The 19,987-nt window shown below is 64.0% G+C and carries 5 protein-coding genes; 1 reads left to right on the plus strand and 4 read right to left on the minus strand.

Annotation, left to right across the window (positions count from 1 at the left end; genetic code table 11):
* Positions 1-166 precede the first annotated feature (166 nt).
* Positions 167-1,240, minus strand: coding sequence for a site-specific integrase (locus tag AC3CHX_RS12940; RefSeq protein ID WP_488644402.1), 1,074 nt, complete (start codon positions 1,238-1,240; stop codon positions 167-169).
* Between the two features lie 186 nt (positions 1,241-1,426).
* Between AC3CHX_RS12940 and AC3CHX_RS12945 the strand changes: the two genes are divergently transcribed.
* A complete protein-coding gene (locus AC3CHX_RS12945; RefSeq protein ID WP_488644403.1) occupies positions 1,427-2,473 on the plus strand; it encodes a DNA-binding protein in 1,047 nt (348 codons plus the stop codon).
* Positions 2,474-2,505: 32 nt separating this feature from the next.
* Here AC3CHX_RS12945 and AC3CHX_RS12950 read toward each other — a convergent pair whose 3' ends face one another.
* From AC3CHX_RS12950 to AC3CHX_RS12960, 3 genes are all read right to left on the minus strand, one after another.
* Positions 2,506-8,451, minus strand: coding sequence for a hypothetical protein (locus AC3CHX_RS12950; protein WP_488644404.1), 5,946 nt, complete (start codon positions 8,449-8,451; stop codon positions 2,506-2,508).
* Between the two features lie 108 nt (positions 8,452-8,559).
* Positions 8,560-14,325, minus strand: a complete 5,766-nt coding sequence (locus AC3CHX_RS12955) for an F-box protein (RefSeq protein WP_488644405.1) — start codon at positions 14,323-14,325, stop codon at positions 8,560-8,562.
* Between the two features lie 220 nt (positions 14,326-14,545).
* On the minus strand, positions 14,546-19,981 hold the full coding sequence (locus tag AC3CHX_RS12960) for an F-box protein (RefSeq protein ID WP_488644406.1): 5,436 nt from the start codon (positions 19,979-19,981) through the stop codon (positions 14,546-14,548).
* Positions 19,982-19,987 lie beyond the last annotated feature (6 nt).

Consider the following 19,987-nt stretch of genomic DNA (forward strand, 5'->3'; position numbering starts at 1 on the left):
TTTGATTGGAAGCGACTAAAAAAGTATGTTCGGAAGCTTCAGAAAGCTCTTACGGATATCGGAGATTGTAGTGAAACCGAGGTCGCTCGTCTCGCCGAATTCGGACATCGCAGTAAATGCCCGCATTCCGCGAGACGACCGGGATGTTCCGGGCTTCGGCTAGCTCCTATTTCTGTCGCCGCAGCAAATGACCAGCGGCGTTTTCCTCAAAGCGCCCCGCTTCTTCGATGTAGCCCTGCACCGTTCCATCATGACGCCAGCCACCTTGCCGCTTGATATCTTGAAAGCGCGCGCCGGCACGATAGGCACTCGTCGCCAGTCCGCGCCGCAAACTATGACTACTGAGCTGAGGCACATACGGCAATCCGGCCAACGCTGCCGCAGTGCTCAGAATCCCATTCAAACTGGCCTCATGCAGCGCCTCGGCGCCGACCTTGCCCCATTTGGAAATACCCCTGAATACCGGCCCAGAGGTAATTTCCGCCGCTGTTAACCATCCACGCAAAGCGCTCGGCGGGCAGCAAGCCTGATCACCGAACGGAATTGCCTTGGTAATTCCCTCACCCTTTTGATCCGTCTTGGAGCGCGGCAAGGTAATCAGCAATCCCTCCGGCTCCCATGCAATATGCGCAACTTGAAGGCGCACCACCTCGCTACGCCGGAACGCGCCGAAATAGGCAATCTGCAGCAACGCATTGTCACGCCTGGCTTTCAGCGTCTCCAGCCGCTGCAATGCAGCCACGATCAGCGTCATATCCTCCACCGGCAAGGCCTTTGCCTTGCGCGTCGGCTGCCCATGCATGCGCTGTATACCGAGCAAGGTTTTACGCACAGTCGGCGTCGCCGCCGGATCGGGAAAGCTTTGCTGGCTATGCCATTGCGACAGCGCCGTCAGGCGTAGCGCCAGGGTGCGTGCATTCAGCGACTGCGAAAAAGTCAGCAAATAACGCAGGATCATTGCCTCATCCGCAGGCAAAACACCACCCCATTCCAGGTAGTGGCGGATCGCCGAGCGATAAGTGCGGCGCGTGTTATCGGAAGTAGCGGCCGCCAGAAATTCACGCTGCTGCTGTTGCCACAGCTCGACCTGCATCGCGCCGGCGACACCCTGAACAAGCAACGACTGAGTTTGACCAGCACGGTCGTTAAGGCCGCCATCGCCCCCCGCAAACCCGACGGCGGCATCAGCCCTACCAATCTGATCCGCATCAGCACCTTTAAACGACTTGTTTTGCGACATGGATTTTGTTGAATTTTGACTGCGTGGCTGTGTAACGGGCGTTACACAGGAAGACGTCATCATAGCAAACATAACGCGCGATAACATACATTATCGCGTGTCATAAACCTCAATAGCAAAACACACGAATACAGATAATATAAGATAATATTACGTAACACGTAATACGTTACTTAAGGATGAAAAATGGGCCGCACTGGAATTCTGTATACCGATGTCACGCAAGCTGCCGCCAAATTACTCGCGCTTGGTAAAAATCCTACTGTGGATAGCGTTCGCGAAGAGTTGGGCAGCACTGGCAGTAAAAGCACGATCGCCCCGCTGCTCAAGCGATGGAGGGCGGAACAGCAGGAAAACGCGACAAGCGTCGATACCGGCATTCCGGCGACGCTTATCGATGCCATGAAAATCGTGTACGAAAACCTGCAAGCGGATGTCGAACAAAGAATCGAGCAGGCGCAACAGGCCCATCAAAAAGAACTGGATGCCATGGCCGAAACGCTGCAACGGCAGCACGAAGAAAACACGGCAGCCGCCGAAGCGAATGCGCAGCTAAGCGAAGATGTCGCTCGCGCGCAGCAGGTATTCGAGCAATTGCGCGCCGAACAGCGCGCACTAAATCTGACGCTAGCCAGTGCCCAGGCCGAAAATGCCGGCTTGCAAAACCGCCTCACAGATCGCGCGGCGGAAATTGTGACGATGAATCAGCAACTCGCTTACGCCCGCGCACAGTTCGAGCATTACCAGGAAGCCAGCGCCGCACAGCGCGCCGAGGAGCGCCGGGCATTTGAGCAAAAACTGATGCGGATGGAGCAAGAGTTGGCCGGCAGCCGGCAACAATGCGCCTCGCAACAGTCGGTATTAGCCCAGCAAGAAGCACAACTCGCCCAGCTTCCCGCACTGCGCCAGGAAGTCCAACAGCTACAAGAAAGCGGACGCATCGAACGCCGGCAAGCCGAGTTGGTCAGCAGCGAACGTAGTCAGTTGGCATACCAGGTACAGCAGTTGAGCAGCGATCGCAGTGAACTGAAACAAACGTTGGAAACGACCCAACAAGCGCTGTATGCAGCGCGCTTGCGGGTCGCAGTGGAAGAAAAGGAAAAAACGCTACTGGCGGAGCGGATGGCCGAAGCCGAGGAAAAGGTAGATCGACTGAGTGATGAAAAATCAGGCTTGCTGCAAGAGCGCGCTATATTACAAGCGCAGATGACGGCGAAAGTGACGCCCGCTTGACCGCCCTCGCGACTTGATCCTACTGGCACGACTTACTCGACATGAGCAGCGGCGCGGTTGTCCCGAATTCGATCGAATGCGGCCTGTTGCCCGGGTCCCGGCAACAAGCGGATATTGTCTGCGGCTGCAATCAGAGGGACGGTGCGGTGCTGCGGAGGAAGCGTCCTGATCGCGGCAAGGAGATCGTTAAATGCAGTTATCCGATCCTGGTCCCATTGTATTGCTTCGATTTGGCTTGCCAGGGCCGCGTGTGCCATGGCACGCGGTTGCGGGGCAAGCGTCTCGGTCTCGCGCAGAACGCTGCGCCATGCGCGTCCCCGATCTGCCGGCGGATCGACGAAGCGGATTTGATCTGTCAGCATCCGCAGCAGCGCTGCGCGGTTTTCCGGGCTGGTCAAGGCCGATGCGCGGGTCAGAGCCGCAAACATTTCCAGGCGCCGCTCCGGCAGCGATTCGAATTGTTGCACAAGTGCCGTGAGCGCCGTGTTCCAGGTCTGCGGGGAAAGCGCGTTCATCTCGCTGCCGACACGCCTGATCGCATCCAGTCGCCAGCTTCCCGGCAACAGGTAAATTCCGGCGGTCAGTGCCTCAAGCGGTACGACACGGTATTGGGTGGGAAGCGCGAGCGCCGCTGCAAAAACAGCGTCGAATAGAGCCGGCCGCTGGTGTTCCGGCAGTTGACCGATGAGCCACGAAAATTGTACGTAATGCTCGCCACGGCGCTCCGCATCAAGCGTCTCAACCGCGCGCAGGAGGCTGCGGAATGCCGCCAGCCGGTCAAACGGCAAGCGTTCACCGAGTCTGGCAAGACGCATCAGTTGCTCGCCGCGCACGCCGGCATCAAGCGGCGCAGTCGCGTCGATGAGGCGGTCGAACGCAGCTGCTTGCCGCTCTTCCGGCAACTGTCCGACGATTCTTGCCAGGCGCAGGAGTGGCTCGCCCTGCACGCCGGCACCACCCAAAGCAGCCGCGACAACGAGTCGCTCGAATGCCTCCGGCCAATCTTCGGGGGGGAGCTCGCGGACTTGGTTTGTCAGTGCCTTGAGCAACTGGTCGCGGTGTTCCGCCGGCAGCGCGTCGATCTGTCCCAGGATGCGGTTAAATTCATCCGGTTGCCGAATTTTCGGCATCCAGGAAAAGTTAGCTGTCAGTTCCGCCAGCGGTATGGCGCGGCGTTCCGCGGGAAGCCGGATCGTCGCGCTGAACACAGCGTCGAATCCATCCAGGCGCTGGGGTGCCGGCAATTGGAAAATGCGCCGCGCAAGTTGCGTGTATTGCTCGCCACGCCGCTCCGGATCGAGCGTCTCGACCGCATGCAGGAGACTGCGGACTGCAGCCAGTCTGCGCTCAGGCGGCAACTCAACAATCAGTTCCATAACGCGCGCGAGTGGCGCGCCATGCCCGCCGGCATCAAGCCAGAGCGCCGCGCGAATGATGCCGTCGAATGGCTGCAGCCAGCCGTCCGCGGGTAGCATCGGAACCTGGTCTGTCAGCGCCGCAAGCGGTACGGCACGATATTCTGCGGGCAGCGCGTCGATCCGTTCCAGAATACGGTTGAATGCGCGCTGCCCGTCGAGTAACGATCCGATTTGCCCTGATAGCAACGCCAACGGCCCCGCGCCGTATTGCGCGGGAAGCACGCCAATCTGCTCCAGGATGCGCTCGAATGCAGACTGCCGATCGATTCTTGGCAACGCTTCGATTTGCGCTGATAGCGACGTAAGCGGTCCGGCCGCATGTCGCGCCGGAAGCACGCCAATCTGTTCCAGGATGCGCTCGAATGCCGGCTGTCGATCGATTCTGTGCAACGATCCGACCTGCCCTGATAGCGACGCCAGCGGCCCTGCACGTTGTCCCATCGGAAGCGGGCCAACCTCGTCGAAGACCAGGTCGAATCTATTCAGCCGTGCGGATTCCGGAAGATGCGGGATTGCCGTAGCAAGTGCCGCAAGCGGTGCCGCACGGTGTCGCGCATCCAGCACTAAAGTCTCGCGGATTAGCTCGTTAAACGCATTCCACCGTACCGGATGAACCTTCTCAAGTTGCCCGACCTGGCCGGCAAGAACGGCAAGCGGCCCGGCACGGTGCCGCGGCTCCAGCCTTAACGTCTCGTCGAAGATACGCCGATACTCAGTCTGCCGATACGCTGCCGCCAGATCCCCGAGCCGGTTGGCGAGTACCGCGAGCGGCATCCCACGGTCTCGCAAAGGAAGCGCGTTGATGGCCTCGTAGAGATAGTGAAATGCCGCCAGCCGTTCGAGCTCCGGCAGTGCGCCAATCCGCTGCGTCAGTGCCACCAGCGGACGGTCGCGCAAAGACATTCTCAAGTCCTGGATACCCGCCATGCCCTCAGCGCCGAGCAACCCTCGCATCTGCGCCAGGCTTCCGACGCTGCGTGCTTCTTCGGCGAGTTGGCTGGCCCGGCGTTCCTGCGTGAGCAATTCGTCCCAGTGGCGGTTCACCTGGCTCATGCTTCCGGTGCCGCCATCCGAAAAATGGCTGGCGATCCCGCTTTGCATTTCGTTGGGAAGATCGCCCAGCGACGGCCGCCGCGCCGCAACAGCGCCGCTTGCGCCGTCGTCGCCCTGCACTGTCCAGCGCCCGCTGCTGGCATCGTAGCGTACCGGGATCGGCGCGCCATCCGGTTCGTTTTCCCTATAGATACGCCAGCTCTGCCGGTCCGCGTCATGGCGCACCGGGTAATACTCGGCGTCCACCTGAATGTAGTCGCGCTGCCCGACGTGGACGATGCCACCTGCATCCGGATCCGGCACCGGGTCTGCGAGGCGAACCCGATAGTCGCCCAGCGCCGCAAAGCCGTCCGCGGTCGGCACCCATTGCGGCCCATACGGCCGGCCCTGGAGCGGCTCGACCAGGACGAAGCGAGCATCGGCGCGCTCTGCGACCCGGACCACCGGCACCCGCGGGACGTCTCCCAGATCGATCACTTCCATCTCTCGCTCGCCGACTTGTGCGACCCGGCGGCTCTCCCGCCGAGTAACAGCGTCAGCGTGCATCTGCCAGACGCCGGCCCGCGCGTCGAAATGAAACGGGCTGCGCGTCAGCAACCCAGTGACGCGATCGGCCAGCGTTTGCAGCGCAGGCTCCTGGCGCAAAGTCGAAAGGAGTGCCTGGAGACCCTTGCCGCTGCTGCGGAGGCCTTTACCAACGCTACGGAGCCCCTTGCCGGCGAGGTGAAAAAGCTGGAATCCCGGATCGAATGCCTGGACCGCCTCCCATGCCAGCGCCTTGCCGCCGCTACCCACCAACTTTGCCTGGTTGCCAGCAACCTTGCTCAGTGCTCGACGAAAAGACCCTGTGGCTGCGGCGTTAGCCAGTTGCCTGAGCGCTGAAATATTGAAGCGAACGACCAGCTTACCGATGCCCACGCCCGTCTTAAACGCCGGGCCGACCCCTGGAGCAAGGTTCCCGATATCGAGCCCGCACGAGAATATCACCCCTCCTGCAGTACCGTCCTGGACCTCGCTCGCGCAGTCGTAGAGCGGGATCATCGACATCAGCCCATCCCGGACGGCCTGTTCGAAACGCTGTTTTTTCGTGGGCTGATAGGCCTGATCACGCAGCTTCTCGGTGGCCTCGACGAAATATTCCGCCAATACCGGGATGGCGCGGCCCGGTGCGCCGCCGGGAACGAGCTTCCAGCGCCGCTGCTCGGCCGCTTTTACGGCGCTTCCCTGCGTAACAAGGTCATCGATGTAAGGGAACAAGGCGTCGTCGAGGATTTTGGCGTTGCCCGGGCTAGCGCCGGCGTCGCGCGGGAGAGCGCCGGCAATCAATCGGATCAGCCGTCCTTCTGCGCTTGCAATGGCAGCGAGATAGTGGCGTGTTTGCCCGTCATGCGTGATCGCGACGATGGCCGTGAACGGTTTCGCCCGAGGAAGCGAATCCGCTAAAACAGGACGCGTAGCCAATGAACCCTGCTCAAGGGAACGCTGGTCCCGGACTTCCGGCACCAGGATTTGCGCATCGCCTCTTTGCCAGAAAGTGCGATCCTGCTTCGGCAGGGCCTGGACAGCGTAGTCGAAGAGGACCGTGAAGGCACGTTGATGGCTCGACTTATATTGCGTAAAAGTTTTGTTGAACAGCGGGTCCAGGTCCGGCAGGACGCGCTCTTCTCCGTTGCCGCCCAACGAGTACGAGCGGTCTCCTCCCATATACCGGCTCAGCATCGTCTGGTCGGGATGCTCGACATGCTCGCCCCGTACTCCAAATCTCTTGCGCTGGACGACAATTTTCTGCACAGGGTCAATGCCATGCTCGCGCAAGATCTGTGCACCAATTTCGCTCCGCATCGGCATCGGCGCCTGCAGCATTTCCAACGCTTCGAGCTTGTGCTGCGCCGCCTCCCAGCGCGCGCTACGCGCTTCGTTCAGCAAGGTCAGCGCCTGTTCGATGCGCTTGCCGCTATCCGGATCGTCCGGTTCTATCGCTATGTCGGCGAAGGTCAGCGCCGCCCGGACCTGGGGCGCCAGCAACTCGGCAGCGGCATCCGGGTGCTGCCGCACTGCCATGTCGCTGGTCTGGGCCAACGAGACCAGTTCGGTGTAGGTCATCGACCAGTGATCCAGTCCCACTGCACCGGCCAGGTCGATGCCGGTTTGCAGATCGGCCCATTCCAGACTGCCGTAATGCAAATCGCCGGGGGTGTCGGCGCGTGCCACCGTGGGTTCGACATCGGCCCAGAGCAGGCCCGCTACCCACTCCGCGGCATCGGCTGTCAAACCGGAGGCTTGCAGACGGCCGATTCCCCCCTCTTTGATCCGGGCCATCGTTTCATGTGCCTTCTGCAACCCTGGAGCGGCCGTACTCGTGCCACTTGCCGGCGCACAGTCCATCACCCACGGGTAAACCAGCCTGATCAGCAACTGGCGCTGGAATTCAGGCGCGCTCTGCTCGCCGTCGCGCGCGCCGTAAAACCCGCGTTCCCGCGCCACATGCCGCATCAGGTTCGCGCACGCATCCGAGTCCAGCCGATCAAGCGAGGCCGGGTCGCCGACGAATCCGCGGGCCGGGGCCAGATGCTTGTGCAGTGCCATCAGCACTGCCGTATCCTGCGCGCACCCTGACTGCTGCCCCACCTCCGCATAGCCCTGCGTTGTCAAATAGTCCGGCAACAACGACGGATCCAGCTGGTCCAGCTGACTCCGGATCATTCCGCCATCGGCCGCGTGCTGCGCGGGCCGGACCGGTAAGCCCCCTGCGTTATCCGCGCTGCTGGCCGAGGCTGATTGGTTCACGCTCGGAGCGGCGGGCTGCGCCGGTTCCGCGTTGTCACTGGTGCCGACCGCGGCTTGACGGCTGGCCTGCCAATGTTCGCCGTGGCGGCTGATCTGCCAATGTTCGCCGTGGCGGCTGATCTGCCAAGATTCGGTGTGGCGGCTGATCTGCCAAGATTCGGTGTGGCGGCTGATATACCGGTGTCGGGCGTGACGGATATGCCGGTGTGGGGTTGGCGTTTGCCGGACTTGCCGGGTAGCCTCAGCGACATCCTCCGGGAAGTGGAACGCCGTGCCGGCCAGGAGCGTATGTTCCAGCTTGTCCAACTCGCTCGCGAGGTGCTGGCCCCCTGCGTTAGCCGCGCCGCTGGCCGGGGCGAAATGGTGCGCGCCCGGAGCGGCGGGCTGCGCCCCTGCCGCGTTGGCGCTGTCCTCCGGGGCGGAGCGAACATGCCGGGTTGGGGCTGGCGCTTGCCGGACCTGCCGGGCAGTCTGGGTGAGATGCGCCCAGAGCTGCAACGCCGTGGCTTGCCACGGCATCGGCAACGCGTCGGGGTGGGGCCCGCGTCGCTGGGCGGCCTGTTCTTGCTCGAATGCCTGCACCTCTGCTACCGTGACAGGCGCAAAAGCACGCCAGGGTTCATCCGGCGGGCGAGCGCGCTGCTCCTCGTTCGCATCAGTGTTGCGGGCGTCGCGCCATGCGTTGCGCCACGTTCCTAAAGTCGAGGGTCCTGCACCCATCGTGTTCTCCTATTGAATATTGGACGTTCGTGATGCGGCAGAAAAATGACGGCATCCGGCGCGCAGCTTCAGCCGCCTTGCCGGACGCCGCACAGACCGACCCGCAACTTACTCGGCCGGAGCGGCGGCGCGAATGTCCTGAATCCTGTCAAATGCAGCCGGTTGCTCGACTCCCGGCAACAGTTGGATATTGTCGGCGGCTGCAATCAGAGGTACGTCACGCTGTTCTAGAGGAAGTCTCCTGATCTCGGCAAGGAGGTCGTTAAATGCGTCCAGCCGATCCTGGTCAGATGGTATCGCGTCGATGCGGTTTGCCAGCGTCCTGTATGCCAGGGCGCGCGCTTCCGGGGCAAGCGTCTCGGTTTCGCGTAGAACGCTGCGCCATGCGCGTCCCCGATCTGCCGCCGGCTCGACGGAGCCGATGCGGTTCGTCAGCCGCCAGAGCAGCCCTGCGCGGTTTTCCGGCGTAGTCAAGGCCGATGCGCGGGTCAGAGCCGCAAACATATCCAGTCGCCGTTCCGGCAGGAATTCGAATTGCCATACAAGTGTCGACAGCGCCGCGTCCCAGGTCGGCTGGGAAAGCGCACTCATCTCGGGGGCGACGCGCCTGATGGCATCCAGTCGCCGGCTTCCCGGCAGCACGTGGACCTGGGCGATCAGCGCCTCAAGCGGTGCGATACGGTGTTCCTCGGGAAGCGCGACCGCCGCTGTGAAAACAGCGTCGAATAAAGCCATCCGCTGGTGTTCCGGCAGTTGATCGAGGAGCCGCGCAAGTTGTACGTATTGCTCACCACGCCGTTCCACATCAAGTTCATCAACCGCGCGCATGAGGCTGCGGAATGCCGCCAGCCGGTCTTCCGGCAAGCGTTGACCGAGCCTTGCAAGTCGCATCAGTTGCTTGCCACGCACGCCGGCATCAAGCACAGCAGTCGCGTCGATGAGCCGGTCGAATGCTGCCGTTTGGCGGTTTCTAGGGAACTGTCTGATGATTCTTGCAAGCCGCATGAGTGGCTCGCCTCCATCAAGCGCAACAGCCGCGCTAAGCAGGCCCTCGAATACATCCGGCCGGCGCTCGCGGGGTAGGCTGCGGACTTGTTTTATCAGGGCCTTCAGCAGCAGGTCGCGCTGTTCAGCAGGGAGCGCGTCGACCTGACCCAGGATACGGTTGAATTCATCCGGTTGGCGCTGGTCCGGCATCCAGAAAATGTGGTCCGTCAGTTCCGCCAGCGGTACGGCGCGGCGTTCCGCGGGAAGCCGGAGCGTCGCGCCGAACACGGCGTCGTATCCCTCCAGCCGCTGATGTTCCGGCAATTCGATAATGCGCCACGCAAGTTGCGTGTATTGCCCGGCACGCCGCTCCGGATCAAGCGTCTCGACCGCGTCCAGGAGGCCGTGGACTGCCGCTAGTCTGCGCTCGGGCGGCAGCCGTTCAACGAGCTCCGCAACCCGCGTGAGTGGCTCGCCATGCACGCCGGCATCGAGCCGGACCGCCGCGCGCAGGATGCCGTCGAATGGCGCCAGCCACCCGTCCCCGGGTAGCGTCGGAACCTGGCTTGTCAGCGCCCCGAGCGGTACCGCACGATATTCTGCGGGCAGCCCTTCAATTCGTTCCAGCATACGGTTGAATGCAGACTGCCGATCGATTTCGTTCAACGCTTCGATCTGCCCTGAGAGCGACGTCAGCGGTTCCGCTCTGTGCTGCGTGGGAAGCGCGTCAATCCGTTCCAGCATGTGGTTGAATGCAGACTGCCGACCGATTTCGTTCAACGCTTCGATTTGCCCTGAGACCGACACCAGCGGTTCTGCTCTGCGCTCCGTGGGAAGCGCGTCAATCCGTTCCAGAATGCGCTTGAATGCAGACTGCCTACCGATTTCGTCGAACAACCCGATTTGCTCGGCGAGTACGGCAAGCGGCCCGGCACCTTGTCCCATCGGAAGCGTGCCGACCTCGGCGAAGACAAGATCGAATCTATCCGGCCGTACGCGCTCCGGAAGATGCGGGATTGCCATGGCAAGCGCCGCAAGCGGTACCGCACGGTGTCGCGCATCCAGCAGTAACGTCTCGCGGATGAGATCGTCAAATGTATCCGACCGCGCCTGCATATCCAACTGCCCGACCTGGCCGGCAAGCGCGGCAAGCGGCCCCGCACGGTGCCGCGCATCCAGCCTTAAAGTATCGTCGAAGATGCGCCGATGCCTGGTCTGCCGATAAACTGCCACGAGATCCCCGAGCCGGTTGGCGAGCGCCGCGAGCGGCATCCCGCGCTGTTGCGAAGGAAGCGCGCTGATGGCGTCAAAGAGAAAATGAAATGCCGCCGGCCGTTCGAGGTCCGGCAGTGCGCCAATCCGCTGCGTCAGTGCCAGCAGCGGACGGTCGCGCAGAGACATTCTCAAGTCCTGGATACCCACCATGCCCTCGCCGCCAAGCAACTTTTGCATCTGCGCCAGCCGCCCGACGCTGCGTGCTTCTTCGGCGAGTTGGCCGGCCTGGCGTTCCTGCGTGAGCAATTCGTCCCAGTGGTGGCTCACCTGGCTCATCCGTCCGGTGTCCGCGTCCGGCAAATGGCTGGCGATCCCGCTTTGCATTTCGTTGGGAAGATCGCCCAGCGAGGGCCGCCGCGCAGCAACAGCGCCGCTTGCGCCGTCGTCGCCCTGCACTTCCCATTGCCCGCTGCCGGCAGCGTAGCGGACCGGGATCGGCGCACCGTCGTTTTCCCGATGGATGCGCCAGCTCTGCGACGCCTCGTCATGGCGCACCGGGTAATACTCGGCGTCCACCTGGATGTAGTCGCGCTGCCCGACGCGGACGATGCCGCGTGCATCCGGGTCCGGCAGCGGGCCTTCGAGGCGGACCCGATAGTCGCCCAGCGCCGCGAAGCCGTCGGCTGTCGGCACCCATTGCGGCCCATACGGCCGGCCCTGGAGCGGTTCGACCAGGACGAAGCGGGCATCGGCGCGATCGGCGACCCGGACCACCGGAACCCGTGGGACGTCGCCCAGATCGATCACTTCCACCTCGCGCCCGCCGACGTGCGCGACCCGGCGACCGCCCTGCCGGGTGACAGCGTCAGCGGGAATCTGCCAGACGCCGGCTTGCGCGTCGAAGTGGAACGGTTGCTGTTTCAGCGCCGCACCGATGCGATCGGCCAGCACTTGCAACCCGGGCTCCTGGCGCAAAGTCGAAAGGAGTGCCCGGAGGCCCTTGCCAACGCTGCGGAGCCCCTTGCCGGCGCTATGAAAAAGCTGGATTCCCGGATCGAACAGTTGTACCGTCTCCCACGCCAGGACCTTGCCGCTGCTGCGCGCAAACGACGTTACCAGTGGCACCGCGCGCGCTATTTCCGCGACGGCCGTGCGCAGCGCCTGTTGGGAAAGTCGCCCCTTGACCGAGGTTTGCGCCAGCTGTTTGAGCACTGAGGTGCCGACCTGCAAGGTCAGCTTGCCGGCGCCGACGCCGACCTTCACCGCCGTGCCGACCACCGGAACCAGACCCACGGCATCGAACGCGCACGACGGCACTGCGCTTCCCACGGTACCCGCCTGCACCTCGGTCACGCAGTTATACAAGGGGATCAGGGACAGCATCCCGTCCCGGACGGCCTGTTCGAACTGCTGTTTCTGGGTGGGCTGATAGGCCTGATCCCGCAGCTTTTCGATGGCCTCGACGAAGTATTCCGCCAACACCGAGACGGCCCAGTCTGATGCGCCGCCGGGAACGAGCCTCCAGCGCCGCTGCTCGGCCGCTCTTGCGGCGTCTCCCTGCGTAACCAGATCGTCGATGTAAGGGAACAAGGTGTCGTCGAGAATGCTGGCGTTGCCCGGGCTATGCGCAGCGTCATGCGGGAGATCGCGGGCGAGGAGTCGGATCAGCCGTCCTTCCGCGCTTGCCATGGCAGCGAGATAGTGGCGTGTTTGTCCGTCATGCGTGAGCGCGACGATGGCCGTGAACGGCTTAGTCTGGGGAGAAGAATTCTCTAAAAAAGGACGCTCAGCCAAAATGTCCCGCGGCGAAGATGGCTTCACCGGCAGATAGCGCCCGGCCCGGACTTCCGCCACCAGGATTTGCGCCTTGCCTCTTTGCCAGAAAGTGCGGTCTTCTTCGTGCAGAGCTGCGATCGCTTCGCCGTAGAGCAACTCGATAGCCTGCTGAGCCTTCACCTTATATTGGGTGAAGGCCTGGTCGAACAGCGGGTCCAAGTCCGGCAGGATGCGCGCGTCCCGGCCCCCGTCGACGACTAACGCGCCCGAGCGGTCTCCCCCCAAATACTGACTCAGTCTCGTCCGGGTCGGATGCGCGTAATACTTCCCCCCTACTTCGAGCCCGCTGCGCCGAACCGTAATGTGCTGCTCAGGATCGATGCCATGCTCCCGCAAGATCCGTGCGCCAATCAGGCTGCGCATCGGCAGCGGCGCATGCAGCGTCTCGAGCGCCTGCTGCCTTTGTTGCAACAGCTCCCAGCGCGCGCTACGCAACTCGTTCAGGTACATCATCGCCCGTTCGATGTCCTCACGGTCATGCGGGACTTTCTGCTTGAGCGCCATGCCGGCGAAGACCAGCGCCGTCCTGACCTGAAGCGCCAGCAACCCGGCGGCGGCATCCGGATGTAGTCGCGCCGTCATATCGCCGGCATGGGCCAACGCGACCAGCTCGCTGTAGCCAATCGACCAGTGATCCAGTCCCGCCGCGCCGGCCAGGTCGATGCCGGTTTGCAGGTCCGCCCATTCCAGTCTGCCGTAACGCAGAGCACCCGGGGTATCGGCGCGTACCACCGTGGGTTCGACATCGGCCCAGAGCAGGCCCGCCACCCACTCCGCGGCGTCGGTGCTCAAACCGGAGGCTTGCAGACGGCTGAATTCCCGCGCTTTGATCCAGGCCGTCGTTTCCTGTCCCGTCACCGCAGCAAACCCCGGAGCGGCCGTACTCGTGCCGCTGGCCGGCGCACAGCCCATCGCCCACGGGGAAACCAGCCTGATCAGCAACTGGCGCTGGAATTCAGGCGCGCTCTGCTCGCCGGCGCGCGCGCCGTAAAAGCCACGTTCCCGTGCTACATACCGCATCAGGTTTGCGCGCGCATCCGGGTTCAGCCGATCAAGCGAAGCCGGATCGCCGACGAATTCGCGGGCCGGCGCCAGATGCTGGTGCAGTGCCATCAGCACTGCCGCATCCTGTGCGCAACCTGACTGCTGCCCCACCTCCGCATAGCCCTGCGTTGTCAAATAGTCCGGCAACAACGACGGATCCAGCTGGTCCACCTGACGCCGGATCATTCCGCCGACGGCGGCGTGCTGCGCGGGCCGGATCGGCAACACCCCTGCATTATCCGCGCTGCCGGCCGCAACGGTTTGGTTTGCGCTCGGAGCGGTGGGCCGGGCGCGTTCCGCGTTGTCGCTGGTGCCGACCGCGGCTTGACGGCTGGCCTGCCAATGTTCGGCGTGGCGGCTGATCTGCCAAGATTCGGCTTGGCGGCTGGTATACCGCTGTCGGGCGTGACGAATATACCGGTGTGGGGCTGGCGCTTGCCTGACATGCCGGGTAGTTTGAGCGACATTCTCCGAAAAAGGGGACGCCGTGCCGGCCAGGAGCGTATGTTCCAGCTTGGCCAACTCGCTCGCGACGTGCTGGCCCCCTGCGTTCGCCGCGCCGCTGGCCGGGGCGGATTGGTGCGACGCCGGAGCTGTGGGCTGCGCCCGTTCCGCGTTATTGTCGTTGTCCTCCGGGACGCAGCGGATATGCAGGGGGGCCGGCGCTTGCCGGACACGCTCAACCTGCTGGGTAATATTCGCCCACAGCTGCAACGCCGTGGCCTGCCAGCGCGTCGGCAACCCGGCGGGATCGGGCTCGCGCGGGGCCCGCTCTTCCAGGAATTCGTGCATCTGCGCTACCGTGACGGGCGGAACGGGCTCCTCCGGCTCAGGTTCCATCCCCTCGAAGTCGTCTACAGGACGTGCGCGCTGCCCGCTTTCGGACGTGGTCTGAGGCCACGCGTCCCACCATGCTTTTGACGGCCTGCCATTTAAGGTTGAATCTCCTATTCCCATCAGTTCTCCTGTGCAAGTTGTCGCTGCCGGTTCATGTGTAAACCGGCAGGCTTTGTCAGCCAGCCGCGTTCGCGGGCGGCGTAGAATCCGGCGTCAGCCTGCCCCCATAGCGCCGGTCAAGGGACTGACTCAGGCGTTCGCCGTTTCGACCGACCAGATACCAGCGCCTCGTGCCACCCGCGTCGACCGGCTCCAGCAGTACATTGCGGTTGCCGGCCTCGCCGAACTGCACCGAGCCGGTCCAATATTCGCGCGACTCTACAGCTCCGTCCGGCAACACGCGTCTGAAGACGACGGGCGTTTCCTCAGGGTCGGGGGCGATTGCCAATTGGTCGATCCAGCCGGTATCCGCGTAATGCTGGCGGACATCGGGCGCCATATAGGCAACCTGAACGCCCCGGCGCGCAATTGCCTGCTGGTTTTGCGGCAAGGCGGGAATCTGGCGCTGCAGATGCCCGAGCAGGTCGCCGGCCAGCATGCGCTGGTCCGCCCCGAGCCCGCCGATCGCCGCCAAGGCCCGGGTAAACGCGAGGTAACGGTCATCATGCGGCAGCGTATCGATGGCCCTGATGAACAGTTCGAGCAGCAGGTCGCCGTAGGTCCCGGCAAGGTCGGCGCGTGCCGTGACGAGCTGGCCGAGCATCTGCGCTCGCCGGTTGTCCGGCAACAGCTGGATTTGCGGGAGGAACTGCCGGAACGCCGGTAACCGGTCGGCTGTCGGCAAGCCCCAGATTTCGCGCAGGAGCGTATGCAGCAGCAAGCGGCGGTGATTCTCGGCAATATCCGCGATCTGCCAGCAGATCCGCTCAAACGCACCCGGCCGTTCAGCCGCCGGCAGACGGGGGAGCTGATTTACCAGTCTTTCGAGCAGCCCGCCGCGGTCCTGTACAGCAAGCCCGGCGAGCGCCGCCACGATGCGGTCGAACGCGCTCCGCCGTGCAGTCTCCGGCAGACGGCGAATGTTGCGCGTAAGCGCTTCGAGCAAGAGCCCGCGGTCTTGCTCGGCAAGCGCCACGATTGCCGACAGGGTGGCATCGAATGCGCGCCGCCGGGCCGTCTCCGGTAGAAAGGCGATATCGCGCGCAAGCGCTCCGAGCGCGCTGCTACGGTCATGCACGGCAAGCCCCACGACCGCCGCCAGGATGCGGCCGAACGCGGCCGGCCGTACCGGCTCCGGCAGGCTGGAGAGATGATGTGCCGCGGCGAGGAGCGGCGCGTTACGATCCTCTACAGCAAGCCGGCCGATCGCCGCCAGAGTTGCGTCGAACGCGCGGTTGCGGGCGTGTACCGGCAGAAAGTGGATTTCACCCGGCAGCGTGGCGAGCACAGTGCTACGGTCGTGCATGGCAAGCCGGTCGATCGCCCCCAAGATTTCGTCCAATGCGGTTCGCCGGGCGGGCGCCGCCAGAGTACGGATTTCCTGCGCCAGCGTGGCAAGCGTAGCGCTACGATCTAGCACGGCAAGTCCGGCGAGCACCACCAGGACGCGGTCGAATGCGCTGTGTCGGTCAGGTCTTGCCAGATCGGGAATGCGCTGCGCAAGCTGGTGGAGCGGCGCGACACGGAACCGGGCATCTGTCAGTCTGCCTGTATCAATCAACACCCGGTCGAACATATTCCGTCTCTGGGCATCGCTCAGTTCGGTGAACTCTGCGGAGAGTTGTTCGGCGATTGCCGTCAGCGGCGCAACCCGATGCTCTTCCGCCAGCGGGGCAAGCGCCACATGCACGCGGTTGAGCATGTGCCACTGTCCGGCTGTCGGCACGAAACCGATTGCGTCCGCCGCTGGCGTAAGCGGTCCGCTACGGTACTGCTCAGGAAGTGCTGCGGTCGCATCGAGGACCCTGCCGAGCGCATTCAATTGGACCTCCTCCGGCAGATCGCTGATTTGCGCTGCGAGTACGGCCAGCGGCGCGGCGCGGCGCGGTAGCGGAAACGCCGCGCTGGTCAGGTCGTCATGAATGCGGTTGAATGCCGCCAATCGCTCGCCTTCATGCAGATGCACGATTTGACTGGCGAGCGCGGCGAGCGGTACCGCACGGTGCTGCAGCGGAAATGTCGCGGCAGTCACGACCTCATGGATGAGATTGAATGCGGCGAGGCGGTCGATATCCGGCAACACGCGAATCCGGCTGCTCAGCACTGCAAGCGGACGCTCCTGCAGAGACATTCTCAAGCCCCGGATCACCTGCGGGCTCTCCGCAGACGCGCGCAGCAACGCTTGAAACTCCTCCAGCGACCTGAGCTGCTGTGCTTGTAAAATCAGTCGGCGTACGGTGCGTTCCTGGGCGAGCGCGTCGCGCAAGCGCCGGCTTACCAGGCTTAAGCGGTCGATGTCCGCGTCCGATAAACGGTGCGCGATCTCGCTAATCGTCTCGACGGGAAGATCGGCCAGCGATGGCGGCTCGGGCGGACTGCCTCCCCGCAAGCCGACCTCGTCGTGAATCTGCCATTCGGCGCGGCGGGCGTCGTAGCGGACGGGTATCGGATAGCCGTTCGGATTGTCTTCCTTGTGGATGCGCCAGGTTTGCCATTGGACATCATGGCGCACCGGATAATACAGGCCGTCGACCTGAATGTAGTCACGCTGCCTGAATTGGACGATTCCTCGTTCATCCGCTGCCGGCAGCTTGCCTTTCAGGCGGACGCGATAATCGCCCAGCGTCTCGAAGCCGGCACCTGTCGGCACCCATTGCGGCCCATAAGCCAGGCCGCTGCGCGGGTCGACCAGCGCGAAGCGGGCGTCGTCGCCGCCTTCGACACGCAGTACCGGAACATGCCGGGTATCTCCCAGATCGATCAGTTCGAACTCGCGTCCCTCGATGTGCGCGAACCGGCGGCCGCCGTCGTGGATGACGGCGCGATTGCGCATCTGCCAGACGCCGGCCTGCGCATCGAAGCGATACGGCTGGCGCTTCAGAGACGCCTGGATGCGTGCGGCCAGCGGCTTCAGATCGGGCCAGCGGCGCAAGGTCGACATGAACGCGTGGCGAGCCGCTGCCGGCATTTTTCCCATCAACTCGAACCCCGGGTCGAGCCACTGCGCCGTGGCCCGCGCGAGCCCCTTGCCGCCGCTCGCCCCATACCTTGCCAGCGGGGCCGCCTGCGCTGCCACCATGTGCAGCGTCTGGCGCGACAGCCCGCTCCTGGCCAGTTGCAGCAGCGCGGCGCTGCCCAGCCGGATACTCAGCTTGGCAGCGCCGACGCCGAGCTTGATGCCCGTGCCGATCACCGGAATCAGGCATACGACATCGAGTCCGCACGCCAGCGCCGTCCCTCCCGCATTGCCGGCCCTGGCTTCGGTCACGCAGTCGTAGAGGGGAATCAGCGACAGCAGCGTCTGCCGGATTGCCTGCCCGATCTGCTGGTTTGCAGTGGCTGTGTACGCCTGTTCACGCAGCGCTTCGACCGGTTGGATGAAGCGCTGCGCGAGCACCGAGGTGGCCGGGCCGGGTTCTCCATCGGAGCGGAAACTCCACACCCGGCGTCGGGCTTTCTGCATATCTCCCGCGTTCGTAAACAGGTCATCGGCGTAAGGCAGCAAGGCTTGGTCGAGCGCCGCGGGATCGACGTTGTCGAGCGCGCGCGGGAGATCGGCGGCGATCAGCCGAATCGGCGGGCTGTCGCCGCCCGCAGCCGAGACCAGATAGTGGCGCGCTTTGCCGTTGTGGCTGACGGCGACGATTGCGGTCAGCTCGCGCATCCGCAGAGGCCATTGCGACAGGCTGGACATGCCCTTCAGATCGAGGGCCACGTCCGGCACCAGAAGTTGCGCCTGACCTTGCTGCCAGAAGCTGCGGTCTGGCTCGGGCAGGGCCAGGACCACAGCGTCGAAGAGGGTATTGACGGCCCGTTGGTAGTTCGACGTGTATTGCATGAAGGCCTGGTCGAACTCCTTGTCCACGTCCGGCAATCCGCGGTCGACCAGCCAGCCTTTTCCGTCCAGATACAGAGTCAGCGCCTCGTCTTCGGTAACCGGTTGCCCGCCTACAGGGTGCCTCGCCCCGACCGGTACCGGAAAACGTTGCTGAGGATCGATGTTGCGACCGGCCAGATTCTGCAGGGCCATCTGGCGCCGCATCGGTAGCGGAGCCTGCAGCGCGTCCAGCGCTTCGAGCCGAAGTTGCGCCGCTTCCCAGCGCACAGTACGCGCATCACCCAGCGCCGTCAGCGCCTGTTCGATGTGTTCGCCGGCCTGTGGGTCGTCCGGTTCGAGCGACACGCCGGCGAACACCAGCGCTGTCCGGACCTGCGGCGCCAGCAATGCGGCGGCGGCGTCCGGGTGCTGGCGCGTCGCGATGTCGCTGGCCCGGGCCAACGCGACCAGTTCAGCGTAGGTCATCGACTCCTGGTCCTGCTCCAGCGCGGTGGCCGTATCTATGCCGGTTTGCAGGTCGGCCCATTCCAGGCTGCCGTAACGCAGCTCGCCTGGGGTGTCGGCACGCGCAAGCGCGGGCTCGGCGCCCGCCAGCAGCATTGCGCCGGCCCATGTTGCGACGTCCTGCGGCAAGCCGAACGCTTGCAGGCGGCTTGCCACCTCTTCCCTGATTTGCGTCAGCGTGCGCTGCTGGCGCGCGGCCGTCGTCCAGGAGTAGCCCGCGATCCGGGCCGGCGTTTGCAGGCAGCCGTTGGCCCACCGGGAGACCAGTTTGGTCAGCACCTGGCGCTGAAAGTCCGGCGCGATCGCCTGTCCGTCGCGCGCGCCGTAAAAGCCGAGTTCGCGCATCACATGCCGCATCAACCGCTCAAGCGACTGCGCGTCCAACCGCTCAACCGCGGCCGGGTCGCCCCCAAGATGCCGGTACAGTGCGGCCAGCACCTGCGGAGCGGGCGCGCAACCGGCGTAGTCCCCCAGCCCCGCATAACCGGCCTGTTTCAAATAGTCCGCCAGGAACGCGTGATCCAGTTGGTCCAACCGCTGTGCGAGGTATTGGTGCGAGAATTTCTCGGCGAAGCCATCGGCGGCGGGGTGCTTGGGGATCGCTGTTGCCGTAGCGGCGGCCTGGACCGGGAATGTATGGTTCGACTGCAGACGGTCCGGCTCGGCCCGCAGCGGCGAGACTGCGGCGCTGTTGCCGCCTCCGGCCGGGACGGATTGGTGCGAGGCTGGAGCGGCGGGCTGCGCCGGTTCTGCGTTGTTGTTGCTACTCTCCGGGGCCGAACGGATATGCCGGTTTGGGGCTGCCACTTGCCGGACACGCTCAACTTCCTGGGTGAGATTCGCCCACAGCAGGAACGCCGTGGCTGGCCACGGCGTCGGCAAGGTGTCGGGATGGAGCACGCGCCTCCTGGCGGCCTGTTGTTCCTCGAATGCATGCACCTGCGCTACCGTGACCGGCGGAACGGGTTCTTCCGGCTCGGGTTCCACTCCCTCGAACTCGTCTGCCCGACGCGCGCGCTGCTCCTCGTTTGCGGAAGTGGGCTGCGGCCATGCATCCCACCAGGCTTTTGACGGCCTGCCATTTAAGGTTGAATTTCCTATTCCCATCATGTTTTC

Source organism: Glaciimonas sp. OK215, assembly GCF_057787885.1.

Excerpts from the sequence above, each read along its gene's own strand:
- AC3CHX_RS12940 (WP_488644402.1), bottom strand. The coding sequence starts at position 1,240 with ATGTCGCAAAACAAGTCGTTTAAAGGTGCTGATGCGGATCAGATTGGT.
- AC3CHX_RS12945 (WP_488644403.1), top strand. The coding sequence starts at position 1,427 with ATGGGCCGCACTGGAATTCTGTATACCGATGTCACGCAAGCTGCCGCC.
- AC3CHX_RS12950 (WP_488644404.1), bottom strand. The coding sequence starts at position 8,451 with ATGGGTGCAGGACCCTCGACTTTAGGAACGTGGCGCAACGCATGGCGC.
- AC3CHX_RS12955 (WP_488644405.1), bottom strand. The coding sequence starts at position 14,325 with ATGCACGAATTCCTGGAAGAGCGGGCCCCGCGCGAGCCCGATCCCGCC.
- AC3CHX_RS12960 (WP_488644406.1), bottom strand. The coding sequence starts at position 19,981 with ATGATGGGAATAGGAAATTCAACCTTAAATGGCAGGCCGTCAAAAGCC.